This window comes from Pseudoalteromonas sp. Z9A4, assembly GCF_011378845.1.
GTDB lineage: Bacteria > Pseudomonadota > Gammaproteobacteria > Enterobacterales > Alteromonadaceae > Pseudoalteromonas > Pseudoalteromonas arctica.
Genome location: NZ_WTLA01000002.1, coordinates 155,775 through 182,317, shown reverse-complemented (window position 1 = coordinate 182,317; position 26,543 = coordinate 155,775). Strand labels below are relative to the sequence as shown.

Annotated in this window: 22 protein-coding genes; 4 read left to right on the top strand and 18 right to left on the bottom strand. The window is 39.7% G+C overall.

Annotated features, from left to right (window positions below; genetic code table 11):
- Positions 1–259: 259 nt before the first annotated feature.
- Positions 260–1,444, bottom strand: a complete 1,185-nt coding sequence (locus GQR54_RS02485) for an NAD(P)/FAD-dependent oxidoreductase (RefSeq protein WP_166376438.1) — start codon at positions 1,442–1,444, stop codon at positions 260–262.
- Between the two features lie 327 nt (positions 1,445–1,771).
- On the opposite strand from GQR54_RS02485, the gene GQR54_RS02480 reads away from it, so the two are divergent.
- On the top strand, positions 1,772–3,898 hold the full coding sequence (locus tag GQR54_RS02480) for a S8 family peptidase (RefSeq protein ID WP_166376437.1): 2,127 nt from the start codon (positions 1,772–1,774) through the stop codon (positions 3,896–3,898).
- A 104-nt stretch (positions 3,899–4,002) separates the two neighbouring features.
- On the opposite strand, the gene GQR54_RS02475 is transcribed toward GQR54_RS02480, so the two are convergent.
- The 7 genes from GQR54_RS02475 to rplU all read right to left on the bottom strand — a co-directional run bounded on the left by GQR54_RS02475 (position 4,003) and on the right by rplU (position 8,724).
- A complete protein-coding gene (locus GQR54_RS02475; protein WP_166376436.1) occupies positions 4,003–4,476 on the bottom strand; it encodes a peroxiredoxin in 474 nt (157 codons plus the stop codon).
- A gap of 150 nt (positions 4,477–4,626) precedes the next feature.
- Entirely contained in the window at positions 4,627–5,511 is an 885-nt protein-coding gene (gene galU / locus GQR54_RS02470; protein WP_166376435.1) for a UTP--glucose-1-phosphate uridylyltransferase GalU, read from the bottom strand.
- A gap of 308 nt (positions 5,512–5,819) precedes the next feature.
- Positions 5,820–6,197, bottom strand: coding sequence for a DUF3718 domain-containing protein (locus GQR54_RS02465; protein WP_166376434.1), 378 nt, complete (start codon positions 6,195–6,197; stop codon positions 5,820–5,822).
- Positions 6,198–6,275: 78 nt separating this feature from the next.
- The gene (gene folA, locus GQR54_RS02460) at positions 6,276–6,767 is read right to left on the bottom strand and encodes a type 3 dihydrofolate reductase (protein WP_166376433.1); all 492 of its coding nucleotides are present in this window, start codon (positions 6,765–6,767) and stop codon (positions 6,276–6,278) included.
- Positions 6,768–6,840: 73 nt separating this feature from the next.
- Positions 6,841–7,998, bottom strand: coding sequence for an Obg family GTPase CgtA (gene cgtA / locus GQR54_RS02455; RefSeq protein WP_007586086.1), 1,158 nt, complete (start codon positions 7,996–7,998; stop codon positions 6,841–6,843).
- A 140-nt stretch (positions 7,999–8,138) separates the two neighbouring features.
- Positions 8,139–8,396: a 50S ribosomal protein L27 gene (rpmA, locus tag GQR54_RS02450; protein WP_002957747.1), complete on the bottom strand. Its 258-nt coding sequence runs from the start codon at positions 8,394–8,396 to the stop codon at positions 8,139–8,141.
- A gap of 16 nt (positions 8,397–8,412) precedes the next feature.
- The gene (gene rplU / locus GQR54_RS02445; protein ID WP_002957748.1) at positions 8,413–8,724 is read right to left on the bottom strand and encodes a 50S ribosomal protein L21; all 312 of its coding nucleotides are present in this window, start codon (positions 8,722–8,724) and stop codon (positions 8,413–8,415) included.
- Positions 8,725–9,146: 422 nt separating this feature from the next.
- Between rplU and ispB the strand changes: the two genes are divergently transcribed.
- Positions 9,147–10,118, top strand: a complete 972-nt coding sequence (ispB, locus tag GQR54_RS02440; RefSeq protein ID WP_166376432.1) for an octaprenyl diphosphate synthase — start codon at positions 9,147–9,149, stop codon at positions 10,116–10,118.
- Positions 10,119–10,204: 86 nt separating this feature from the next.
- Here ispB and mdh read toward each other — a convergent pair whose 3' ends face one another.
- Positions 10,205–11,137, bottom strand: coding sequence for a malate dehydrogenase (gene mdh / locus GQR54_RS02435; RefSeq protein ID WP_007586102.1), 933 nt, complete (start codon positions 11,135–11,137; stop codon positions 10,205–10,207).
- A gap of 225 nt (positions 11,138–11,362) precedes the next feature.
- Between mdh and argR the strand changes: the two genes are divergently transcribed.
- Positions 11,363–11,830 carry a transcriptional regulator ArgR gene (gene argR / locus GQR54_RS02430; RefSeq protein ID WP_002957753.1) on the top strand — a complete coding sequence of 156 codons (468 nt, stop codon included), beginning with the start codon at positions 11,363–11,365 and terminating at the stop codon, positions 11,828–11,830.
- Between the two features lie 16 nt (positions 11,831–11,846).
- Here the strand turns inward: argR and GQR54_RS02425 are convergent, their stop codons facing one another.
- Genes GQR54_RS02425 through GQR54_RS02410 form a run of 4 tightly spaced genes read right to left on the bottom strand, consistent with a single transcriptional unit; the run spans position 11,847 to position 16,480 of the window.
- Positions 11,847–12,746 carry a Dyp-type peroxidase gene (locus GQR54_RS02425; RefSeq protein WP_166376431.1) on the bottom strand — a complete coding sequence of 300 codons (900 nt, stop codon included), beginning with the start codon at positions 12,744–12,746 and terminating at the stop codon, positions 11,847–11,849.
- A gap of 48 nt (positions 12,747–12,794) precedes the next feature.
- Complete coding sequence (locus GQR54_RS02420) at positions 12,795–13,844, bottom strand: ABC transporter ATP-binding protein (protein WP_166376430.1); 1,050 nt, start codon at positions 13,842–13,844, stop codon at positions 12,795–12,797.
- The gene (locus GQR54_RS02415) at positions 13,845–15,476 is read right to left on the bottom strand and encodes an iron ABC transporter permease (protein WP_165727150.1); all 1,632 of its coding nucleotides are present in this window, start codon (positions 15,474–15,476) and stop codon (positions 13,845–13,847) included. It abuts the gene before it with no gap.
- Positions 15,476–16,480: a Fe(3+) ABC transporter substrate-binding protein gene (locus GQR54_RS02410; protein WP_024608318.1), complete on the bottom strand. Its 1,005-nt coding sequence runs from the start codon at positions 16,478–16,480 to the stop codon at positions 15,476–15,478. The genes GQR54_RS02415 and GQR54_RS02410 overlap by 1 nt, the downstream gene beginning before the upstream one ends.
- Before the next feature lie 937 nt (positions 16,481–17,417).
- On the opposite strand from GQR54_RS02410, the gene GQR54_RS02405 reads away from it, so the two are divergent.
- On the top strand, positions 17,418–17,933 hold the full coding sequence (locus GQR54_RS02405; RefSeq protein ID WP_166376429.1) for a hypothetical protein: 516 nt from the start codon (positions 17,418–17,420) through the stop codon (positions 17,931–17,933).
- A 10-nt stretch (positions 17,934–17,943) separates the two neighbouring features.
- Here the strand turns inward: GQR54_RS02405 and GQR54_RS02400 are convergent, their stop codons facing one another.
- From GQR54_RS02400 to pdhR, 5 genes are all read right to left on the bottom strand, one after another.
- Positions 17,944–18,624, bottom strand: coding sequence for a tRNA-uridine aminocarboxypropyltransferase (locus tag GQR54_RS02400; RefSeq protein WP_024590630.1), 681 nt, complete (start codon positions 18,622–18,624; stop codon positions 17,944–17,946).
- Between the two features lie 323 nt (positions 18,625–18,947).
- Positions 18,948–20,372: a dihydrolipoyl dehydrogenase gene (gene lpdA, locus GQR54_RS02395; RefSeq protein WP_007586124.1), complete on the bottom strand. Its 1,425-nt coding sequence runs from the start codon at positions 20,370–20,372 to the stop codon at positions 18,948–18,950.
- 184 nt (positions 20,373–20,556) lie between these two features.
- Entirely contained in the window at positions 20,557–22,476 is a 1,920-nt protein-coding gene (gene aceF / locus GQR54_RS02390) for a pyruvate dehydrogenase complex dihydrolipoyllysine-residue acetyltransferase (RefSeq protein WP_166376428.1), read from the bottom strand.
- Positions 22,477–22,486: 10 nt separating this feature from the next.
- The gene (gene aceE / locus GQR54_RS02385) at positions 22,487–25,153 is read right to left on the bottom strand and encodes a pyruvate dehydrogenase (acetyl-transferring), homodimeric type (RefSeq protein WP_166376427.1); all 2,667 of its coding nucleotides are present in this window, start codon (positions 25,151–25,153) and stop codon (positions 22,487–22,489) included.
- A 90-nt stretch (positions 25,154–25,243) separates the two neighbouring features.
- Entirely contained in the window at positions 25,244–25,993 is a 750-nt protein-coding gene (gene pdhR, locus GQR54_RS02380) for a pyruvate dehydrogenase complex transcriptional repressor PdhR (protein WP_007586129.1), read from the bottom strand.
- Positions 25,994–26,543 lie beyond the last annotated feature (550 nt).

Genomic DNA, 26,543 nt, shown 5'->3' with positions numbered 1-26,543 from the left:
TAACAGCGGCGTGTTTTAGGTGATAAAACGTGAACAAATAAGAAGTGTGTATAGCGTACGTGAATGCGTAAATTATTTAACCCTCTAGGTGAGCGATAGCTTAATAAAATTAGCGTCACCGAGTGGGTAAATAATAACAAAAATACGATAAGATACTAGGTTCTATGTGCTTTCAGTAAATCTAATTTTATTTAAGCCTACTGAACTATAATTTTTAATATACTTAGACAAAGTTAAACTATTTACGCTTTATAAACACTTAACAATACTGTCCGGCGGCAAATCCACAGCTCCAAGCATACTGAAAATTGTAGCCTCCCAACCAACCCGTTACATCGGTTACTTCACCTATAAAGTATAGGTCTTTGGCTTTTTTGGCTTCAAAGGTTTTTGAGCTCAACTCGTCGGTATCTACACCACCGAGTGTTACTTCTGCTGTTCTATAGCCTTCAGTGCCATTGGGTTTAATTTGCCAAGCGCGAATGTAATTTACTAACTCATCTATTTGAGCATGTGTAAGCTGATTAATATTACAATCTGGTATCGCTTTGCTTTCGTGCAGTATTTCTATAAAGCGTTTAGGTAAAATAGTCGCAAGGCTGTTTTTTAAAGACTTTTGGGCCTGCGTTTCTCGCCAATCAGCAAGTTGCTGCCTTAAATCAATTCCAGGTAGCAGGTTTATAGTGACAGCCTGCCCTGCTCGCCAAAATGAGCTTATTTGCAATATTGCAGGGCCTGATAACCCTCGGTGAGTAAAGAGGATATTTTCTTTAAATACGGTGCCATCTTCGCTTGAAACCTCACAAGGGATACTAATTCCCGACAGCCCTTCAAAGCGCTCTTTATCGTGTTGATGCAAAGTAAATGGCACAAGGGCGGCCATGGTTGGTAATACACTTAATCCAAACTGCTGTGCTACTTTATAGCCTATTGGCGTTGCACCCAGTTTTGGCATGGTTAAGCCACCCGATGCAATGACTAACGATTCACAGCTTAATGTTTCTTGCTCTGTGGTAACGCTATAGCCTGTTTCGGTCTTTGATACGCTGATCACTTCATTGCGTAGCTTTATATTTACTCCCGCCCACTCACATTCGGTCAGTAAAATATCCACAATGTCTTGTGCATTGTTATCGCAAAAAAGCTGGCCTAATGTTTTATGGTGATACGCCAAGCCATGTCTGTCCACCAGCTCAATAAAGTCATGCTGCGTATAGCGACTTAAACATGATTTAACAAAATGAGAGTTTCCACATAAATAGTTATCTGGCGTTGCGTTTTCGTTAGTGAAATTACAACGCCCACCACCACTTATTAAAATTTTACGACCTGGTTTTTTCCCCATATCAAGTACTGTAACGCTTCGGCCACGGTATCCAGCTTGCGCTGCACACATTAACCCTGCTGCTCCCGCACCTATTACAATTACATCTACTTGGGTCATTTATTTATCTCATTAAAAAATTTGCTCGATTATAGCAAAGTTTAATAGCTAACAACGCAGCATTTAAATTATTAGTAATAACACAACAAAATCGCATCAGTAATAAGTGATGACTAATTACCTGCACAACAAATCAATCCTTTATACCTGTTTTTAATTTATACGACAAATACTAAACGACGAGTAAACCGCTAAAAACCTGAGTTATAACTAAATGAAAGAGGTACATAATAATTTGATATTTTAACCTAGTTAACAGATCGTTTACTTTTGTTCCCGCATCGTGATCTTACATCACGAAATAATAAATAAAATCTAGGGATAATTATGACAACAAGTAAAACTTTTAAAAGATGCGCAATTGCAATTACAGTTAGTACGCTTTTTGCAGCAACATCTGGCATGGCTCAATCAGTTTCAAGTTCAGTGGCTGAAACATCGGCTAAACTACAAAGCCAAGGCGGCTTTGAAACTCAGTTCATTATTAAATATAAAAATAATAGCGAAATGGCGAGCCTCTCAACTGCAGACGCAAGCCCGTCTAGCATGAAAAAGCGCGCACAAAGCTTTGTTAAAAGCTTCGCTTCTAAAAAAGGCCAAGTAAAAGCAAAATACATTCGTGCAATGGCACTTAACAACCATCACGTAATGCGTGCTGATAAAAAATTAAGTACAGCAGAAGCCCAAGAGTTTATGCAAGAAATGATTGATTCAGGTAATGTTGAATACATTGAAGTGGATCAAATGTTAAAGCCGTTTTCAACTCCTAACGATCCACGCTTTGATGACCAATGGCACTACTACGAGCAAGCCGGTGGTTTAAACTTACCTACCGCATGGGATACCGCAACGGGTAGCGGTGTAGTTGTTGCTGTACTAGATACGGGCTACCGCCCTCATGCTGATTTAAACGCTAATATTTTACCGGGTTACGATATGATATCTAACCTATCGGTAGCAAATGATGGCGGTGGTCGCGATAGCGATGCACGTGATCCTGGTGATGCAGTTGCTGCGAATGAATGTGGCACTAACGGTGCACAAAACTCTAGCTGGCATGGTACGCATGTGGCCGGGACAGTTGCTGCGGTAACCAATAACGGCGAAGGCGTTGCAGGCGTAGCTTATAACGCAAAAGTAGTGCCTGTTCGTGTACTTGGTAAGTGTGGTGGTTTAACCTCAGATATTGCAGACGGTATTATTTGGGCATCTGGTGGAAGTGTTTCAGGTATTCCTGCTAACTCAAACCCTGCAGATGTAATAAACATGAGTTTAGGCGGCAGCGGTTCATGTAGCTCTACAACTCAAAATGCAATTAACACCGCGCGTAGTAACGGCACTGTGGTAGTTATTGCTGCAGGTAACGATAACGATAACTCAGCAAACTACAACCCAGGTAACTGTAATGGTGTAGTAAACGTAGCATCAGTGGGCCGTAATGGCGGCAGAGCTTATTACTCAAACTACGGTAGCAATATTGATGTTGCAGCACCGGGTGGCGCGCAAAGTTTTGCAAACGACTCTGAAGGCGTTCTATCAACTTATAACTCTGGTTCGTCTACACCTTCAAGCGACAGTTACGGTTTTTCGCAAGGTACATCAATGGCTGCACCTCACGTAGCAGGTGTTGCGGCACTTATTAAGCAAGCAAAACCAGATGCAACGCCTGATGAAATAGAAAGTATTTTAAAATCAACAACCCGTGCGTTCCCTGCTACATGTACTAACTGTGGTACGGGTATTGTTGATGCAGCCGCAGCTGTTGCAGCAGCAAGTGGCAGTACAACTCCACCAACAGGTGGCAATAATGAACTTGTTAGTGGTGAAGCTAAAACAGGTTTAAGTGGCGTAGCAAATGCACAAGCATTTTACACTATGACAGTGCCAAGCGGTACAACTAACGTCACGTTCACTATGAGTGGTGGCACTGGTGATGCTGATTTATACGTACGTGCAGGCAGAAAACCAACGACAACTACCTATGATTGTCGCCCTTATAAAGGTGGTAATAGCGAAGAGTGTTCTATTGATAATCCAACAGCGGGCACTTATCACGTAATGCTTAATGGCTACTCTGCATATTCAGCTGTGAGCTTGGTGGGTAATATTACTGGTGGTTCATCGTCTGGCGGCGGTACAGGCGCTCCACAAGCTGGCGGCGGCACTATAAACGATGTGACAGGCAATACTGGTCAGTGGAAGCATTACACGTTAGATGTACCTGCAGGAATGAGTACGTTCACAGTAACAACGTCGGGTGGAAGTGGCGATGCAGACTTATTTGTAAAATATGGAAGCCAACCAACAACAACTACGTACGATTGTCGCCCTTATAAAAATGGCAATGCAGAAACATGTACATTTACCGCTCCACAAGCAGGTACTTGGCATTTAAGCGTTAACGCTTATAGCACTTTCTCTGGTTTAACAATTAGCGGGCAATACCAACCGTAATTTAAAGTTTGAGCCGTAAATAAAAAACCGATGTTGTTTCCAACATCGGTTTTTAAATAGTAAGTTGCTGATTAATTAGAGCTAAAACCTACACCTTATTACTGTTATAGCTTCTCTAATACTGATTCTGCGCGGCTTACAACAAACTCTTTGTCTTGCTCTACAAATAAACCAGTTACTACTGCATTTTCAACAATCATAGCGTAACGCGTTGAGCGTACACCACCAAAACTAGCGGTATCTTTATCAAGCCCTAACGATTTAGTGAAACTTCCATCGCCATCAGCAAGCATTGTAATTTCTTGCGCGTTTTGCGAGTCGCCCCATGCTTTCATAACAAATGCGTCATTAACAGATACACAGTAAATAGCATCAATACCTTTCGCTTTAATTTTATCAGCAAGAGTAATAAATTCAGGTAGATGTGCATTTGAACACGTTGGTGTAAATGCACCTGGCACTGCAAATAACACGACTTTTTTACCTTCAAACAACTCTTTATTTGTAAGAGACTGCATACCATCGTCAGTTAATTGCGTTAGTGTAACTGCTGGTAATTCTTGGCCTTGCTCAATCATGGTAGTTCCTTGAAAAGATTAATACAGAATAAGTAACAAACATACTACGTAACCCAGAGCTGTATAGTAAAGGTCTATAGACCGAGCTCACTACATTTCATGAAAGCTATTTTAGCTTCTATAGTTTTCATGAAATTTATTGCTCTGCAGTTAAGGTAAATTTAAATCGTTTATAAAGCGAGAAAAGTCATTACCTAACTTTTTATCCCGCATACTGTACTCTACAATTGCTTTTAAATAACCGAGCTTATCTCCACAATCGTGAGAGCGGCCACTCATATAAAATGCTTCAACGGTTTCTTGTGCCATTAATGCGTCAATAGAATCAGTAAGCTGTATTTCACCGCCAGCACCTACAGAGGTTTTTGCTAGTAGAGGCCAAATATTTTTACTCAGTACATATCGCCCTACAACAGCAAGATTTGAAGGTGCTAAGTCTGCATCAGGCTTTTCAACCATCGCTTTAATTGCAGCACTTTTACCTGGCATTAACTCAACACCGTTTATATCAGCAATACCATATTTACTAACGTCTTCTTTAGCTACCGGCTCAAGCATTATTTGGCTTGCTTGAGTTTCTTTAAAACGTTTAATCATCGCAGCTAAGTTTTCAGTTTCTTGATCGGCAGTATAAGCATCAAGTATCACGTCTGGAAGGAGTACTACAAAGCTATCGTCTCCTATTATTGGCTTAGCGCACAAAATAGCATGCCCTAGCCCTTTAGCTTCACCTTGGCGTACACTCATAATAGTTACATCAGGCGGACAAATAGATCGAATTTCATCTAATAAAGCACGTTTAACACGTTTTTCAAGAGTGGCTTCTAGTTCATAGCTTGTATCAAAATGGTTTTCGATTGCATTTTTAGAGCTGTGTGTAACCAATACAATATCTTTAATACCGGCAGATACACATTCGCTGACAATATATTGAATTAAAGGTTTATCGACTATTGGGAGCATTTCTTTTGGAATAGCTTTTGTCATAGGAAGCATTCTCGTCCCTAAGCCAGCTACTGGAATAACAGCTTTCATATCTATCCTTAGTGATTAAGTTTGTAAATAAAATAACAGATACAAAATAGATACCAGCTGAATAAAGCCACATCTTTTGAAGAAGTAAATTTTAAGCTATTTTTTTAAAGAAAGACTTCATATTTTTAGCAGTTTAAAGCTAGTTAGTAAGTTGTGAAACTTATTAATGATTTTTTGGAAGTATAATTAAGCAATGTATATGTTGGGAGGAAAGGAGAAAAGCCTAGTATTATTATTTGTAACAACCCTAGGCTTATAAATCTTTGAACGTATTCTTATCAATGGTAAAGCTATAAATATTATTATAACTAAAGACCAGCACGCTCTTTAATCACTGCAATAAGCGGTGAGCTAGCAAAATTGCCTTCTACCCAACTAATGTCAGCACCATCAGCTAACGCACTTTTTGATAAGTTTTTAACTATATACTCACCAGTATCCACTGCATTACTAGCAACGGCATGACGTAGCAAGTTATTACCGTTACATTGCACTGCATCATAAATATTACGAATTTTCACGCGAGAGCTTTTAAGCTTACTACGTAATCGGTTTTTATCGTCTGCCGCAATATATTCACAAATAGATACTGCTAACTGATCTTCAGCATTTGCAGGTGCTGTGTACGAAAACGAACTTACTGCTACAACAACAGTAACTACAACTAGCTTTGGTAATTTAAACATATCAAACCCTTTATGGTACTTTATTCTTATATAGACTGTTTAATATTATACCAACCTACTAAAAATTACGCAATAATGTTAATGTTCTTTATATAAGGTTACGAATTTATAACTAGATTTATTCTTTTCGTCTGGGAGATTTTCTTGCTCTTCTTTTATGCCCCAATTAGCTACTTTATTGTAATCAGGAAACTGTGTATCGCCTTTAACATCTAAATCAATAAAGGTTAAATACAGGCGTTCTGCTTTTGGTAAAAATTGCTCATAAATATTACCACCACCAATAATCATCACTTCTTCAACTGCACAAACTAGTTCTAGTGCGGCCTCTGGCGTAGTTACTACTTCAATACCCTCTGCAGTATATTCGCTGTTTCGAGTAATAATAATATTACGACGCCCAGGTAAAGGACGGCCTATTGACTCAAAAGTTTTACGACCCATGATCACAGGTTTACCCGTAGTTACTTTTTTAAAATGCTGAAGATCTGCTGGTAAATGCCATGGCATTTTATTATCTAGGCCAATTACACGGTTATTTGCCATGGCTGCAATCATTGAAATTATCATAATAAACACCTAGTACTTTATTCTTAAAAAAAGAAAAAGGAGCATAAGCTCCTTTTTAATAAATTCTATTTAATTAACGCTCGTAGACAACTTCTACGTCGTAATCATCTTCATCCCAGTCGTCCCAATCATCATCATTGCCTTTACCTTTAGTGGCTTTTTCATGATAGGTATCCCACTTAAATTCAACTTCTTCATCTTCAACTTGTACAAACTTCTCTTTAGGCATGCTATCAAGTAGTGTCATTATGTTGTGGATTAAAGGTTGAGTATTAAGTTTATTAATTGCTGAAATGTGATAAATATTTTCAGTTTCGCCCAGCTCTTCTGCAATCGCTTCGCATAGCGCTTTTGCTTCATCTTCTGGTAATAAATCTATTTTATTAAACACTAACCAGCGTGGTTTTTCAGCTAATTTAGGACTGTATTGGTGTAGCTCGTTAATAATCGAGAATGCATTATCAACAGGGTTTGAACCATCTACCGGCATTACATCAATAATGTGCAATAACACACGACAACGCTCTAAATGCTTCAAGAAGCGAATACCTAGGCCTGCACCATCAGATGCACCTTCAATTAGACCCGGAATATCGGCTATAACAAATGATTTATTTGCTTCAGGACGTACCACACCTAAATTAGGAATAAGCGTCGTGAATGGGTAATCAGCTACTTTTGGTCTTGCTGCAGATACACTGCGGATAAACGTAGATTTACCTGCATTTGGTAATCCTAGTAAGCCTACATCAGCTAATAATAGTAACTCTAACTTTAAGTTACGTACTTCACCGGGTGTGCCCAATGTTTTTTGACGAGGTGCTCGGTTAGTACTTGATTTAAAACGTGCATTCCCCAAGCCGTGGAAACCACCTTTTGCAACCAAAATTCGTTGACCATCTTGAGTTAAGTCGCCAAGTCCCTCTTGGGTATCAACATCCATGATGCGCGTGCCTACAGGCACCATAACAAATAAGTCATCGGCTTTTCGGCCTGTACAGTTACGGCTACGACCGTTAGTACCACGTTCAGCTCTATGAAAGCGCTCAAACTGATAATCAATTAGGGTATTTAAGTTTTCATCAGCTTGTAGATAAACACTACCACCGTCTCCACCGTCACCGCCGTCTGGTCCACCATCTGGAACATATTTTTCACGACGGAAAGACACGATACCGCTGCCACCGTCTCCAGCTTCTGCGCGAATTTCTACTTCATCTACAAACTTCATGATTACTCACTTTAGGGATTGGCTTGTTTAATAACTCTATTATATACCCAAGCCAACACAAATGCAGGCTTGGGTATATATTTTGACTGACTACAAAACAAAAAACCCCGCAAAGGCGGGGTTTTTAACTACCTTACTGATTACTCAGTTACGATAGTTACGTATTTACGGTTTAAAGGACCTTTTTGTTCAAACTGAACTTTACCATCTGCTTTTGCGAAGATAGTGTGGTCTTTACCGATACCTACGTTAGTACCAGGGTGGAAACGAGTTCCACGCTGACGAACAATGATGCTACCCGCTAGAACTGATTCGCCACCAAAACGCTTAACACCTAGGCGTTTGCTTTCTGAATCGCGACCGTTACGAGTACTACCAGCTGCTTTTTTATGTGCCATTTCTAAGTACCTCTAATTAAGCGCTAATGCTAGTGATTTTAACTTCAGTGAACCATTGACGATGGCCCATTTGCTTACGAGAATGCTTACGGCGTCTAAATTTAACAACCTTAATCTTCTCACCGCGACCATGTGAAACAACCTCAGCTGTTATCTTGCCACCGTTTACGAACGGTACACCGATCTCGATTTTCTCACCATCAGCAACTAAAAGTACTGAATCAAATTCTACTGCCGCACCAGTTTCAACGTCTAATTTTTCAAGACGAATCGTTTGACCTTCAGTCACACGATGCTGTTTACCACCACTTTGGAAAACCGCGTACATAATTAACTCCGTCTGTGCACCCTCAAATCGGCGCAACTAAAATATTCTTCGATAGGGCGCGAAGTTTACGCTAACGCGAAATAACTAGCAAGCCTATTTTGTAATTAAAATGAATAAAAAGTAGCTGCTTTGAGAGCAATTCAATATTTACCCCATTTTATATTAATTAGCCCTTTTGCCAAGCGCTTTTTAACTCTTAGTCGAAATAAATTAATGTACTCAAATATGACCCTCACAGCTTAATATCTAAGCACACCATAAACTGTATATTGATTATCAATTAATCAGTTATCTTGGCTAATTCAGTCTAAATTAAGTACTTTAATAGTGTTTTTTCAATCAATCGTCACAAAATATCGAGCTAGTGCATTTTTTGTTGTACAATCTGCGCCGTTCACACATAAAAATTGGCTCGGAGATCAATGGATATAAAAGCTATCCAGGCGTTAATCGAAAGCGATATGAATGACGTCAATCAACTTATACATGCGCAAATGCGCTCAGATGTGGCGTTAGTTAATCAGCTTGGTTTATATATAGTTAGCAGTGGCGGCAAACGCGTTCGTCCAATGCTCGCGATTTTAGCAGCCAAAGCGCTCGGTTATCAGGGTAAAGATCACATAACACTTGCAACAATTGTTGAGTTTATTCATACAGCAACGCTATTGCATGATGATGTTGTAGATGAATCAAACTTACGACGTGGCACACCTACAGCAAATGCTGAATTTGGTAATGCTGCTAGCGTATTGGTTGGTGACTTTATTTACACTCGTTCATTTCAGCTTATGGTTGGCCTTGGAAAAATGCAGGTTATGCAAGTACTTGCCGATGCAACAAACATTATTGCTGAAGGTGAAGTATTGCAGTTAATGAACTGCAACGACCCAGATACAACCGAAGCCAGTTATATGCAGGTTATTTACTCTAAAACAGCTAAGTTGTTTGAAGCAGCGACAGGCCTTGCTGCCATTATTACTGAGCAAGACCAAACTACTCTCGATGCACTAAACCTATATGGTATGCATTTAGGTACTGCGTTTCAGCTAGTAGATGATGTACTCGATTACAATGCAGATGCTGAGCAGTTGGGTAAAAACATTGGTGATGATTTAGCTGAAGGCAAACCAACGCTTCCACTTATTTATGCTATGCAACATGGTAGCGAGCAGCAAACGCAGCTTATTCGTGATGCAATAGAGCACAGTAATGGTATGGAGCATTTAGAAGAAATTCTATCGGCACTAAAGCAAACTAATGCGCTTGAATTTACAATGCAAAAAGCAGAGCTTGAAGCTGACAAAGCTATTGCGTGTTTAGACTTTTTAGCTGAGTCTGACTATAAGCAAGCACTCGTAAGCCTTGCTCGTATTGCGGTTGACCGCGACCACTAGTTTTAACTAGTTACACAGTGTGAAATTAATTCTGAGCAATAAAAAAGCCTGCAAATGCAGGCTTTTTTGTTATTCTACTTTGGCTATTACGCCATGAAATCAACACCTTCTTTGATGTCTTTTTTCAGTGTTTCAAGCATGTCATTTTTTGCTTTTGTTTCAAATGCGCTTAGTTCGCCGTAAGAAAGAATCTCTTCTACGCCGTTTTTACCTAAACGTACTGGATGTGCAAAGTACTCTGCATCGCCATTTTCAACAGCAACGTAAGCGTAATCTACAACTTCTTCACCCTGTAGGCCTTTAACTAAAGACATACAAAAACGAGCTGCAGCAGCACCCATAGATAACGTAGCTGAACCACCGCCTGCTTTAGCATTTACAACTTCAGTACCCGCATTTTGGATACGTGGAGTAAGTGCAGCAACTTCTTCATCAGTGAAAGAAACACCTTCAACTTGAGAAAGTAGAGGAAGAATAGTTGTGCCTGAGTGACCACCAATTACTGGTACTTTCACAGTTGCTACGTCTACGCCTTTAAGTTCAGCAACAAATGCTTCTGAACGAATAACGTCAAGCGTAGTAATACCGAATACGCGTTTAGCGTCGTAAGTACCTGCTTTTTTGAATACTTCAGCAACGATTGGAACTGTGCCATTTACTGGGTTAGTAATAATACCTACTAACGCTTTAGGACAGCTAGCAACAATGCCTTCTGCTAAAGTTTTGATGATGCCAGCATTTACATTAAATAAATCAGCACGATCCATACCTGGTTTACGTGGCATACCCGCTGGGATAAGAACGATGTCAGAGCCTTCAAGCGCTTTGTTTAATTCGTCTGCGCCAAAGCCTGCTACTTTAACATCTGTTGGGATGTGAGAAAGGTCAACCGCAACACCTGGTACTACTGGTGCAACATCATAAAGTGATAATTCAGAGCCAGCTGGTAAGCCTGTTTTTAATAATAAAGACAACGCTTGGCCGATACCGCCTGCAGCACCTAATACAGCAACTTTCATTGGAATTCTCCGTAATTTGAGGTAGGAAACATTTGTGGCTCTTAAGATAATGAAATTAGCGACTAAAAACAAATTTATCCTGTCTATTTCAAGTATATTTTCGACCATAGTCGTAAACTTTTGTGATTTAACGCATCAAACTGGCAAGTTAACTAAACAACTGCTGCATAATTATTCATTTTTGTGTAGAATTTGCGGCATAAATAACAAAAACGAATAAAGACTATGCAACCACAAGATAAACAAGAAGCACTGGTAAAAGCATTTAAATCACTATTAAAAGAAGAAAATTTTGGCTCTCAAGGCGAAATAGTTGATGCATTAAAAGATCAAGGCTTTGACAATATAAGCCAAAGTAAAGTATCGCGCATGCTAAGTAAATTTGGTGCTGTACGCACACGTAACGCCAAACAAGAAATGGTTTACTGCTTACCAGCTGAAATGGGTGTACCTACGGCTAAAAGCCCATTACGCCAATTAGTAATCGACATTATGCACAACGAAATGATGATCATTATTCGTACCAGTCCTGGTGCAGCACAATTAATAGCACGATTATTAGATTCATTAGGTAAAGCAGATGGCGTACTAGGCACAATTGCAGGCGACGATACTATTTTTATCGCCCCAGCTAAAATATCTGAAATAGACGTAACACTTGAACGTGTTCGCATTTTATTTGATACGGTTTAATAACTAAATTAGTAAACTAAATCTGTTTTAAAAACCCGACTGAAGGTGCAAAAAAAGCAGAACCCATATCGGCTTGAGTAAAATCAAGCCAGTGGTCGTAACAATCTCCTTCCCCTAAACGACTATTAAGTACTTTTTCAAATGCGGTGCCCGTACAAGCGCATGTAATTGATAACATTCCCTGCTCATACACATCGCCATAAGGCATGCTCTGATTTAATAGTAGCGGTTGCCCGTCTTCGTCTTTTAGCTCACTTCGCGAAGCATGGCTGGTTTCGATCGCGGGGGTAATTAGTGTGTTATCAAGGCGCGTACGCCCCATTATTTGTTCTTGCTCACTCAATGATAAGTGCTGCCACATAGTTAAGTCATGCTTATAACGTTGTACATGAATATAACTCCCCTGATCTTCAAAATTACCAGGGTTACTAATTAAAGCCGTAGCGCGTTTTTTTCTTCCATGCGCGGTGTCGCCACCATAAATAAAACCATTAAAATCACGACCATCTAAAAAGCGAAAGTTACGAATTTGCTCTACCAGCTCAACATCGGGGGCAAATAGTTTTAAAATTTGCAGCGCAAATAAATGGTTAACGTCTTCACGGTCAGAGCGAATTTGCACAAATAAATCGCACGGTTGTACGCTCATTTGGTGATCGCTGTGGTTTATATTAGGAAAGCTCTGTAATTCACTAGGAATGAACTCTGGGAGAATATGCGGCCAATACTGGGCGCCAATAGCAACCATACAAGAGAGCATTGATTCTGAAAATTGATCGCTAAACTCTTCTTCAATAGCGCTTACTTGTTTTAACTTTGCGCGAAGTGATTCATCTTGACCATCAAACACATTAAAAAATAAGTGCAAACCGTGTAAGTTTGCTTCAGCACAAATCCCTGATTGCGCTTGCGCCATTGTTATTCCTTAATTTTACAGATAAAAACACAGCGAATAACAAATTAATTACGATTCGAAAAAATTCACCGTGTGAGGTTTTATTTTTATTATAACCTGCTCATCATTTTCAAATGACTGGCCATATTGTGCAGCAACTTCAATTTCTTGTTCATCAATAACAACCGAATAAACATACGCAGAACCAATAAAGCGACGACTTATGATTGTAGCTCGCTTGCTGAACTTGTCACTCTGGTTATCTACCACTAATTCTATTTGATGAGGGCGCACATATATAAGCCCTACGCTTACGCTATGCTTATTTTCAACATAGGACTCGACTAAACCAAATGGTGTTCTGTATTCAGTTGCTGTTAACACTTCTGCGTTCAAGTATATGCCTTGACCCAGAAATTCTGCAACCTCCTTTGAACATGGCGCTGCAAAAAGCTGCTCAGGCGTGCCTTGTTGCTCAATTTTACCGCGATGCATAATGGCAAGTGTATCTGAAAAGGCAAACGCCTCTTCTTTTGAGTGTGTAACAAATACAGCAGATACTTGAGTTGCCTTAATAATTCGACGTATATCGGCAATTAATTCAAAGCGTACTTGTGTGTCGATATTTGAAAAAGGTTCATCAAGTAGCAATAAACTAGGCTTATAAGCTAATGCACGAGCAATAGCTACGCGTTGTTGTTGACCACCCGATAACTGATGCGGGAACCTGTCGGCACAGCCAATTAAATGTACCAGCTTAAGCATTTCATCAACGCGTTGCTGCTTTTGAGCTTTACTCATTTTACTAAGCCCAAATGCAATATTATTTGCCACCGTTAAATGCGGAAACAACGCATAATCTTGAAACATCATGCCGATGTTACGGTGCTCAGGCGAGACAAACGATTGCTCATCACTCACTAATTTACCGTCTATAAAAATAGACCCTTGCTTAGCTTCAATTAAACCTGCAATCGCTTTTAACGTGGTCGTTTTGCCGCACCCACTCGCTCCGAGTAGGCAAACAATTTCATCTTTACCCACCGTTAAATCTAAATTGTGGATAACCTTTGTACCGTTATAGTGATAGCTCACGCCTTGTAAAATTAAACTACTCATTTAACTACGCTGCTCCATAGAACGATTAATAAAATACAAAGGAATAAACCCAACAATAACAATAAATAATGCCGATATTGAAGCAAGCTCTAACTGCTCGTCACTCACATACTGAAATACATGAGTAGCTAAGCTTTCAAAATTAAACGGTCTGAGCAATAGCGCAGCCGGCAGTTCTTTCATGCACTCAATAAATACCAATAACGCAGCAGTAAGCAATCCTCTTCGCAGTAAAGGTAGGTGCACTAAACGCAGTGTTTGTCCTTGGCTTTTACCCATTGATTGGCTTGCCATATCAAGTGATGGGCTAATACGTAAAAAACTCGACTCAATTGCTCCGTGTGCAATGGCGTAAAACCTAACAATATAAGCAATAATAATAGTAAGAATGCTACCTGTAAGCAGTAAGCCAATATCTAAATTATACGGCTCGAGCGCTGTGTTAATGGTGTTCTCTAATAATGTAAGTGGTAACAAAACCGCAATAGCGAGTACTGTGCCAGGCAACGCATATCCTGTGCTTGCTAAACGCCCAGGAATAAGCGGATACGTTTGCTTTGCCACACGCTGATAAAAAACGACAAAAATACTCAACGTAATCGTTATTAGGCTCACAACCCCAGCCACTTTTAAACTTTGCCAAGCGTAACTAAAAAACTCTACATTCCATGCTTTATCAAAGTAGGTAATGGCGTAATTTATAAGTACTGCAATAGGGATTACAAACGCGATAAATAAAATAAAGCTGCAAAATGCCGTTGCGAGCCAAGCTGACTTTCCTTTTAATACATAGAGAGATTCACTATTTACACTTGATTGGCGCTCAAATACCGCTTGGTTACGACGACTAAAGCGCTCTGCCATTAATGCTAAAAATAACAGTAATAACATCACACCCGATATTTTAGCTGCCGCTGTAAGTGAGTAATAACCAAACCACGTATCGTATACGGCAGTCGTTAATGTACTTACGGCAAAATAACTCACTGTTGCAAAGTCAGCCATGGTTTCCATACTTATAAGCGCAAGAGCCGCCACAATAGCCCCACGAGAGAGTACTAAGCTTACTTTAAAGAAACTTTGCCAAGGAGATAATCCCATTAACTGGCTAGCTTGTACTAATTTGAATGACTGCTCGCGAAGAGCCGTTTTAAAAATCAAAAATAAATACGGATAAAGCACCAAGGCAATCATAACGATGGCCCCGGGTAATGTACGTATATCAAAAAACCAATAGTCATTAGGCGATTGCCAGCCAAACCATTCTCTCAGCGCTATTTGCACCGGGCCCGCATAATCTAATAAATCAGTGTATACATAGGCAATAATATAGGTGGGCATAGCAAGGGGCAGCATAAGTGCCCATTCAAACTGTTTTTTACCCGGGAAACTACAGTAAGCCGTTAGCCACCCAAGTGGCAAAGCTATGGCGCAGCTAAGGACGCAAACACCTAAAACAAGCAATACGGTATTGGTTATGTAATCCCAAAGCACGGTATCCCACAGGTGAGAAAACACCTCAGAGCTACCTTGTAGAGATTCAAAAAGAAGAAAAAACAACGGGGCCGATAGAATTAAGCCAGTCGACCACGCAAAGAGCTGCCATTTAGACAGCTTAAATTTATTAGTCATTAAAGATCGAACTTCACCTCATCAATTAGCTTAAGTGCTAACGGACGATATTTACTAATCTCATCAAGTGGCAAGCTGTCTTCTTTAAAACTCCCCCAAGAGGCAACCAAACTTGATAGTTCAACACCCGACTTAACTGGATACTCCATATTTAATGAGGCATACATGTTTTGTGCTTTGCTGTCGGTCATATATTCTATGAGCTTTAATGCATTTTCAGGGTTTTTAGCATATTTGGTAATAACCGCACCCGATACATTTATGTGTGAGCCACGATTAGTTTGATTCGGAAAGTTAATATTTACGGCCTCTGCCCAACCTTTTTGTTCTTTATCTTCTAGCATTTTACCAAGGTAGTAGCTATTACCTAATGCCAAGTTACATAAACCTTCTTTAACGGCTTTAACTTGAGCACGATCGTTACCTTGAGGTTTACGTGCTAAATTAGCCTTAACACCTTCAAGCCACTCTTTGGTTTGCGCTTCACCATGGTGTGCAATCATAGAAGCCACTAAACCTAAGTTATATGGATGTTTGCCAGAGCGCGTACAAATTTGTCCTTTGTATTTAGGATCTGCTAAATCTTCATAAGTGAGCTTAGGTAACTCACCAACTCGCTCTTTTGATGAATACACATTACGCACTCGCTTAGTAAGCGCGACCCATTGGCCATCACCGTCACGAAAAGCTGCAGGCACGTTATTATTTACACTGTCACTTTTTATAGTTTGTGTTAATTTTAAATCTTCTAATTGAATAAGCGCACTAAAATTAGAGGTTAATACTAAATCGGCTTTACTATGTTTACCTTCACGTTTAACACGCTCAATTAACCCTTTTTTAGCAAAAACAACATTGGTTTTTATTCCCGTTTGTTTTGTAAAATCGTCTAAAATTGGCTGAATCAAAAACGGCTGACGAAAAGAATATATATTAACAACGTCACTTGCAAAGGCTGGTGCCGATGCTGCTAACCCTAAAACAAGTGTAAATACTGTCTTCATTATTTCACCTAAATAATTGTTATTATCATCGAATTCTACCGCGCTCATTCAAAAAGTGCACACTTTAAATAAATGTAAATATGTAAATAACGCCCAAAAAGGAAATGCAGTGTAAGAGATGTCTCACGGATGTGACAGCTAATGAGTAAAAATCAAGATAAAAAACACACAAAAACAACCTAAGCACCTGTATTAATTTAACTTTTACATTATTACTATTGCGTAAATACTAATTGAATGTAGTTTTATCCCTATTTTAGTTGCTCTATTGCACTATAATTTACGCATCAACCAAGCAATGACGCTTATTGAGTAAAAGGAAATGGACTGCTTACTCAACCAACCAATGATTAGGTTACCAGGACAACACGGATTTTAGGACAGGCTCAGGATGAGTATCACAACGCAATGTTGTAAAAAGGACAGCGTCAGGAAGATGCGAAAAGGATAACAACACGGCTAAGTTGTTTAACAGGATGTTTAAGGAATAAATGGACAGGCCTTTAAGGCAACACAATGGATTGGTTAAAATAGGGATACACTAGGAAGTGTAATTAAGGATTTGGTAATAGTATTTACCCTACAGGATGTTTAGGAATTTAAGGATACAGGCCCGGATGGTCTACATTACATAGAACTAAAAAGTAATATAGTAATAAACATGGATTAGTAAAAATTGGAGTTGATTAAGTTCAATTGCAGGATGCAGAAAATTAGAAGATTCCGCAAGCGCGCCTAGAGATAGAGCGCGCTTTTCTTTACCTAAAATTTGGGTTTAGTAAAGCTCTAAGCAACTACCACTAACTTTTGCAGGGTAATACTGCATCCCAGCTAATCAATATCAACACCTTCAAATACTTTATTAATATTTTAAATTTCGCTAAGTTTTTCATTAATTGCGCCGATAACTAAGTAACGCAAGGATCATAAATACTCAATGGATATGAATTTTAAAACGCCGCAAAGCAATACCTTTTTATGTAAAGTATCAGACGCAAGTACAGCAAAACCAATTGGTGTTTTTGGTGCCCAAACTCCCAACAAAAATCCGTATAAAGCTTTATTTAGCCCCAAAGGTTATAACTTTTTAAATATGCCAATGAGTGAGTTTAAAAACATACTTAACGTAATTATCCAGTTAGAAAGCGATATTTTTATTAGTAAATGGGGTGAGGGTTCTCGACCTGATGAATTTAGTTATCAGCTTAATAGAATAGCAAACGCTATTGCGACTACTCACTTTAAGGGAAAAACCGATATTAGCTGTTACTTTTTAAAGCGAGTCGAAGAGGCTAAGGATATGATTGGTGAGGACTGCACCTCGTTTATTCAGGCTCACAATAGCGTAAGCCAATTATATAATACGGTTTTACAATTAACATCTGAAGAAGGCTTCAGAGCAATTCAAAATAAAGCACTTGCTCACTTAAAAGAGCAGCAAGCTTTCGCTTAACTGCGTAAAACTACTCTTCTAGCGGTCGGCCTTTATTGCGCTTACCAAGCAAATACGCATCACGAAACTTAATAAAATGCTGTTCTAATTTAGAAGATGCATCCATTTCTCCCGCAAGCGCTAGCACCATAATAGCCACTTCAGCAGTGCCTAGTTGATGCGCATGAGGGGCAACACGTAATCGGTAATCAGATAGTTTATCAGCAGTAACAGAAAGTACAGGCAAGTTATCTAAGTATGGGCTTTTGCGAATCATTTTTTTAGCTTCACGCCAGGTACCATCTAAAAATATAAATAGCGGTTTTTTACCCTCTTCAATACTTATTTCGGTAATGGCCCTGCCCTCTTCTACATCTTCAGCAGGGAATACTACCATTGGCTGATATTGTGAATCGCTTATCAAAGCTAAAAGAGCGGGGTTAGGGTCTGTTCTATCCCATCTAAATGCGTGGTTATCTGGCACTATTTCAGCAATTAAGCGCCCAGTATTAGAAGGTTTAAAACTTTCATTGTGATACATTAATAAGCACACAGCTGCTTTACAATCTGCATGCTCAACACCTTTACAAATACAGTAGTGCTTAGCTATTAAGCATTGCTCACAGCGATCTAATTTACCGCCTCGAGCATTAAACTCTCGACGGGATTCACTTATTTGTTGAGCGCGTAATGCTAAAACTGAGTTTTTCACTGTATTTACCTTCAATTAATTAAGCGCGCATTGTAACGACTTATCGCTATTTAATCTTATATTTATAGTCATACCAACCTGCATAAATCTTTGATCAATTTAACGAATTAAATTGCACTATAACGTCGTTAAAAATTTTTTATTTAAAACAACTAGATACAAAAACTTTTGCCTAGTTCTAGCGTAATTTTCTTAACGTTAAATAGACCCCATATATAAGCAGATTGGTATCATTGAATTAATTCAACATCTCTTAAATTAAAAACCAGACATAAAAAACCCAACCGAAGTTGGGTTTTTCAAACAAATGCTAAAAAGTTAAATTACTTCTTTTTAACTGCTTTTTTGTTTGGCAAGTCAGTGATCGAACCTTCAAAAATTTCAGCTGCAAGGCCGATTGATTCATTCAATGTAGGGTGAGCATGAATAGTAAGCGCTAAGTCTTCACCATCAGCACCCATTTCAATACCTAAACCGATTTCGCCAAGCATTTCGCCCGCGTTAATACCGATCATAGCACCACCGATTATACGGCCACTTTCTTTATCAAAGATAAGTTTAGTAGAACCTTCAGTACGAGATGATGCAATAGCACGACCAGAAGCTGCCCACGGGAATACCGCAGTTTCAATTTTTAGGCCTTGCTCTTTTGCTTCTTTCTCAGTAACACCTACCCAAGCGATTTCTGGGTCAGTATACGCAATCGAAGGAATACATTTAGGGTCGAAGAAATGCTTCTGACCAGAAATAACTTCTGCAGCAACATGACCTTCATGAACCGCTTTATGCGCAAGCATAGGCTGGCCAACTAAGTCACCAATTGCAAAAATATGGCTTACGTTAGTACGTAATTGCTTATCAACATTAATAAAGCCACGCTCATCAACGTTTACGCCCGCTTTTTCAGCATCAAGTAAGTTACCGTTTGGAGTACGGCCAACTGCAACAAGCACTTTGTCGTAACGTACAGGTTCTGCTGGTGCGTTTTTACCTTCAAACGTTACGTATAAGCCATCTTTTTTAGCTTCAACGCCAACAACTTTAGTTGAAAGCATTACGTTGAATTTTTTGCTTACGTATTTTTGGTAAATTTTGATAATGTCTTTATCAGCTGCAGGAACTAATTGGTCAGCAAATTCTACAACATCAATTGCAGAACCTAGTGCACGGTAAACCGTACCCATTTCAAGACCGATAATACCACCACCAAGTACAAGTAGTTTTTCTGGTACGTCTTTAAGCTCTAGCGCACCAGTTGAATCAATTACACGGTCATCTTGTGGGATGAAAGGTAAGTTAACTGGTTTAGAACCTGCTGCAATAATCGCGTTATCAAACGTGATAGTTGTAGAGTCTTTTTCGCCTTCAACTACTAAAGTATTGCTGCCAGTGAATTTGCCGTAACCAGATACAACTTTCACTTTACGCATTTTAGCCATGCCCTCTAGTCCACCAGTTAACTGGCCAACTACAGAATCTTTCCAAGTACGAACTTGGTCAAGATCGATCTTTGGTGCGCCAAAAGTAACACCATGAGATGACATTTCAGCTGCATCATCAATCACTTTAGCTACGTGTAAAAGTGCTTTAGAAGGAATACAACCAACATTAAGACATACGCCGCCTAATGTTTCGCGAGATTCTACCAATGTAACTTCTAAGCCCAAGTCAGCAGCACGGAAAGCCGCAGAATAACCACCAGGACCACCGCCTAGTACAACAACTTGAGTTTTTAATTCGTTGCTCATGCTTTTACCTTAATTGTTTGAACGGGACACTGCCCTAAAATTTAACTGCCATGTTTCTGCAAGGCAGAAAGAGTGAGCAGCGCACAAAGTGATGCAATTCGTACAAAGATTGTATCATTGCAAATGGTAAAAATCCCAGCTAAAAACAACTGGCTGGGATTTGATTCTATTTATTATCTAACGATTACATCACCAATTGGCGAATATCGCTCATGTAACTTGCAAGAGTCACCGTAAAGCGTGCAGCTAAGGCTCCGTCAATAACCCTATGGTCGTATGACATAGACAGCGGAACCATTAGTTTTGGTTCAAACTCTTTGCCATTCCATTTAGGTTTCATTTCAGATTTAGACACACCTAAAATAGCCACTTCTGGTGCATTAACAATCGGCGTAAATGCCGTACCGCCAATACCGCCAAGGCTAGAAATAGTAAAACAACCACCTTGCATATCAGACGATGTAAGCTTCCCGTCACGTGCTTTAACAGATACTTCCATTAATTCGCGTGATAGTTCAATAATGCCTTTTTTATCAACATCTTTAAACACTGGTACAACTAAACCGTTTGGCGTATCAACTGCAACACCAATGTTAATGTACTTTTTAAGAATTAAGCTTTCGCCGTCTGCAGAAAGCGATGAGTTGAATTTTGGAAATTCAGCAAGTGCTTTTGCAGCTGCTTTCATTACAAACACAAGTGGCGTAATTTTAACACCCAGCTTTTTCTTCTCGCTAAGCACATTTTGCTCTTTACGGAATACTTCAAGGCTTGTGATATCAGCTTCGTCAAACTGTGTAACATGTGGGATTTGCACCCAGTTACGGTGTAAATTTTTGCCTGATAGCTTTTGAATACGAGACAGCTTTTGCTCTTCAATTTCGCCAAATTTAGCAAAATCAACTTTAGGCCATGGAATAAGACCAAGCTCGCTACCACCAGCGCTACTACCTGCAGATAATTGACCCGACTCAACTTGCTTAACTAGGTTTTTAACGTAGTTTTGCACGTCTTCTTTAACTATACGGGCTTTGCGACCAGTGCCTTTAACGTTAGCTAGGTTAATACCAAACTCACGCGCTAAACGGCGAACAACAGGTGATGCATGAGCATACGCGCTGTTTTCTGTGAAGCTTTCATTACTTGCTTTTGCTGGTGCCGCTTGAGCCGGTGCCGACTCAGTTTTAGCAGCTGCTGCAGGTGCTGATTTTTCAGCGGGTGCAGGTGCTGCTACTGGCGCGCTGCCTGCAACTTCAAATACAAAAATTAATGAGCCTGTCGATACTTTATCGCCAGCGGCTACTTTAATTTCTTTAACTGTACCTGCAAATGGAGCTGGTACTTCCATTGCAGCTTTGTCGCCTTCTACGTTTAAGATTGATTGATCTTCTTCAACCGTATCGCCAACTGCAACCATAATTTCAGTTACTTCAACTTCATCGCCACCAATATCAGGTACATTAACTTCTTTAGTACTTGGTGCTGCGTTTGCTGTTGAGCTAGCTGCTGGCGCTTCTACAGGAGCCGACTCTTTAGCCGGTGCTGCAGATTCACTTCCTGCTACTTCAAAAACAAACACTAATGAGCCTGTTTTAACTGTATCGCCAGCGGCGACTTTAATCTCTTTAACTATACCGGCAAATGGAGCGGGTACTTCCATTGCTGCTTTGTCGCCTTCAACGTTTAAGATAGATTGCTCTTCTGAAACGGTGTCGCCAACAGCAACCATGATTTCAGTTACTTCAACTTCATCATCGCCAATATCTGGTACGGTTACTTCTTTAGTTGAAGAACCTGTAGAAGCAGCAGGTCCTGCCTCTTCAGATTTAGCTGGAGCAGCGGCTGATGCTTTTTCTTCACCAGTGCTTTCACTCTCGCCTTCAAACAAAAATACTAAAGAGCCAGTTGTAACGGTGTCGCCAACGTTTACTTTAATCTCTTTCACTGTACCCGCTTGCGAAGCAGGTATTTCCATTGATGCTTTGTCGCCTTCAACATTTAATAATGATTGGTCCACATCTACTTTGTCGCCAACGCTTACTAATATTTCGGTTACTTCTACTTCATCGTCACCAATATCTGGTACTTTAATTTCAATACTCATTGCAAACCTCTTATGCGTACAGTGGGTTAAGTTTGTTAGTGTCGATGTTGAACTTTTTAAGTGCTTCAACAACTACTGACTTCTCAACTTCACCGCGTTTAGCAAGTTCAGATAACGTAGCAACAACAACGTAGCCCGCGTTAACTTCAAAGTGACGACGTAGGTTTTCACGGCTATCAGAACGACCGTAACCATCTGTACCTAACACTTTGTAGTTGCTGCTTGGAATAAATGAACGCGCTTGTTCTGCGTAGTTTTTCATGTAATCCGTTGCTGCAACAGTCACAGAGTCGTTTAATACGCTTGTGATGAATGCTGTTTTTTGCTCGCCTTCAGGATTAAGCATGTTGAAACGTTCAACATCTTGACCTTCACGCGTTAATTCGTTGAAAGACGTTACAGAGAACACGTCAGACGCAATGCCATACTCTTCGCTTAGAATCGTAGCGGCTTTACGTACTTCAGTCATAATAGTACCTGAGCTTAATAGCTGTACGTTGGCTTTTTTACCTTCGTAACTTTCAAGCTTGTAAATACCTTTACGAATACCTTCTTCAGCGCCTTCTGGCATAGCTGGCTGATGGTAGTTTTCGTTCATAAGCGTTAGGTAGTAGTAAATATTTTCTTGGTCATCACCGTACATACGACGAATACCGTCTTGTACAATAACAGCTACTTCAAACGCGTAAGTTGGGTCATATGAAATACAGTTAGGAACCGTATTAGCAAGAATATGACTGTGACCATCTTCGTGTTGCAAGCCTTCACCATTTAGCGTTGTACGACCCGCAGTAGCACCTAATAAGAAACCACGTGCTTGTTGATCGCCCGCCATCCATGCCATGTCGCCAACGCGTTGGAAACCAAACATAGAGTAGTAAATGTAGAATGGGATCATTGGTAAATCGTTAGTGCTGTATGAAGTTGCAGCAGCAACCCATGACGACATTGCACCTAACTCATTAATACCTTCTTGAAGCACTTGCCCTGATACAGTTTCTTTATAGTAAGAAACAATATCACGATCCTGTGGCGTATAGTTTTGGCCATGCGGGTTATAAATACCGATTTGACGGAATAAACCTTCCATACCAAATGTACGCGCTTCATCGGCAATAATTGGTACGATGTTTTTACCAATGCCTTTGTCTTTTAATAAGATATTAAGTGCACGAACAAAACCCATAGTCGTAGAAATATCACGTTTTTGTTCTTCAAGTAGCGGCTTAAACGCGTCTACTTCTGGCAACGTAAGTTTTTCACTAAAACGTGGTATACGCTTAGGTGTATAACCTTTAAGTGAATCACGACGAGCATGTAGGTATTTATACTCAGGTGAACCTTCTTCAAGCTCTAAATAAGGTAGTTCTGCAAGTTGCTCTTCAGATACTAAATCATCAAGACCAAGGCGTGAACGTAAATGTGCAACATGCGACATGTCCATTTTTTTCACTTGGTGCGCAATGTTTTTACCTTCAGCTGCTTCACCCATGCCGTAACCTTTTACAGTTTTAGCAAGAATTACAGTTGGACGGCCTTTAGTGTCTTCTGCTTTTTTAAATGCAGCAAATAATTTTGATGACTCATGACCACCACGCTTAAGCGCGAAAATTTCGTCATCTGTCATGTCAGCAACAAGTGCTGCTGTTTCTGGGTAACGACCAAAGAAATTTTCACGTACGTACGCGCCATCTTTAGCTTTATATGTTTGGTAATCGCCATCAACAGTTTCGTTCATTAACTGTAGTAATTTACCCGTTGTGTCTTTAGCTAGAAGAATATCCCAACCGCTGCCCCACACTAGTTTAATTACGTTCCAGCCAGCGCCTTTAAACAAGCCTTCTAGCTCTTGAATAATTTTACCGTTACCCATAACTGGGCCGTCTAAACGCTGTAAGTTACAGTTAACTAAGTAACAAAGGTTATCTAGTTTTTCACGTGCAGCAAAAGAAATAGCGCCACGTGATTCTGGCTCATCCATTTCACCGTCACCTAAAAACGCGTATACACGTTGGTTTTTAGTATCTTTTAAGCCACGACCATCTAAGTATTTTAAGAAGCGCGCTTGGTAAATAGACGAAATAGGACCTAAGCCCATTGATACCGTAGGGAACTGCCAAAATTCAGGCATTAACTTAGGGTGTGGGTACGATGGTAAGCCTTCGCCATCAACTTCTTGGCGGAAGTTATCTAGTTGTGCAGCCGATAAACGACCTTCAACAAATGCACGTGCATAAATACCAGGAGAAATATGACCTTGGTAATAAACTAAGTCACCACCGTCTACATCATTTGGCGCTTTAAAAAAGTGGTTAAAACACACTTCATAAAATGCAGCAGATGATTGGTAAGACGCCATATGGCCGCCTAAGTCGAGATCTTTTTTAGATGCACGTAGAACGATCATAATCGCGTTCCAACGTATAATTGAACGAATACGACGCTCAAGATTTACATCACCCGGGTAAGCAGGTTCTTGATCTACAGGAATAGTATTAACGTAGTTCGTGGTAATACCCGTTGGCATATCAACGCCGTCTAAACGGGCTTGCTCTAATACTTGCTCAAGTAAAAACTGAGCTCGTTCAACACCTTCTTCGCGCACAACTGATTCAAGAGCTTGTAACCACTCTTGTGTTTCTAGCGCGTCTACGTCAATTTTATTGACTTCAGACATATGGAGGTTTCCTTATGTTTAAAATACGAATATTGTTAATTTAATATCACAGCTACTTAATTTGTGTGTTCAAAGTAGTTATGTACTAACTTAATTTTGTTTAGTGCGTCTTAAACTACGTTCAATTCGCGAATGTTCTTTGCCTGCTTCAAGTAGTGCTTCTTCGATAAATGCTAAGTGCGCATTACTTGCTAAACGGGCTTGTTCTGGATTACCGTCAATAACGGCATCCATTAATAAACGCCTGTGTTGGGCTAATTGACTGCTAATATCTGACTTTTTTAATAAAACAGTTAAATTTTGCAATACATTTTGCTCAAGCAGCGCTTTCATGCCTCTTACTAAATGCAGTAACACCACATTATGCGAAGCTTCTGCCACGCTAAAGTGAAATGCATTAATTGCTTTTGCTTTTTGCTGTAAATCATCATTAACTAGGGCAATTTTATCAAAGCTTTCTTTCACTTTGCTAAAATCGTTGCTGGTCCCGCGCAGTGCTGCGTAGTAAGCAGCAATCCCTTCTAATGCATGACGAAATTCAAGTAAATCAAACTGCGACTCAGGGTGTTTACTAATCAAATCAAAAAGTGGATCAGTAAGCCCTTCTTCGAGCTGATTTTTTACAAACGTGCCGCCACCCTGGCGACGCGTAACTAAACCTTTCGCTTCTAATTTTTGAATTGCCTCACGCAGTGACGGGCGAGACACTTCAAATTGCTTTGCTAGTTCACGCTCTGGTGGCAACTTTTCACCTGGTGCTAACGAGCCTTCAAGAATCATGTTCTCGAGTTGCTGTAAAATAACATCAGATAACTTTGCTGCTTTGATCTTTAAAGACATGAATCAACGTCCGCGTTGTATAAATACCAAGAGCCCATAAAGCGGGGCTTTGAGTAGTATGATTTACCCAAAAGGTAAATTGGTCATACCAAAAATTTTCAATACGGTATCAAAAACCTTATTAGCTGTCAATTTACAGGTAACTTGAGCAATTAAAGTAGCGTAACGCATTTTGAACGAAGATTAAACAATGCGCAATTTACAAAAATTGTTATAACGTTAATAGGATGAAAACAATTGGTCTGACCAGAAAAATAGAGTGTTAACTCTAGTTGAATTTATTAAAGAAATTAATAACAGGATAAAAGTACCAAAGAAATAGCTGCAATTTACACACGATCAATCAACTAAACATAAAACACAATGCGCGATATAAAATCGCGACCACGCAATATCGTAGCAGCGAGTTTACCCCGCGACTATTATGCAAAAAATCTTCCAACCGAAAAACATATGTGGGATATAAAATCGCGACTACGCAATATCGTAGCAGCGGGTTTATCCCGCGACTATTGTGCAAGCAATTACCTAAACGTAAAACGCAATGCGC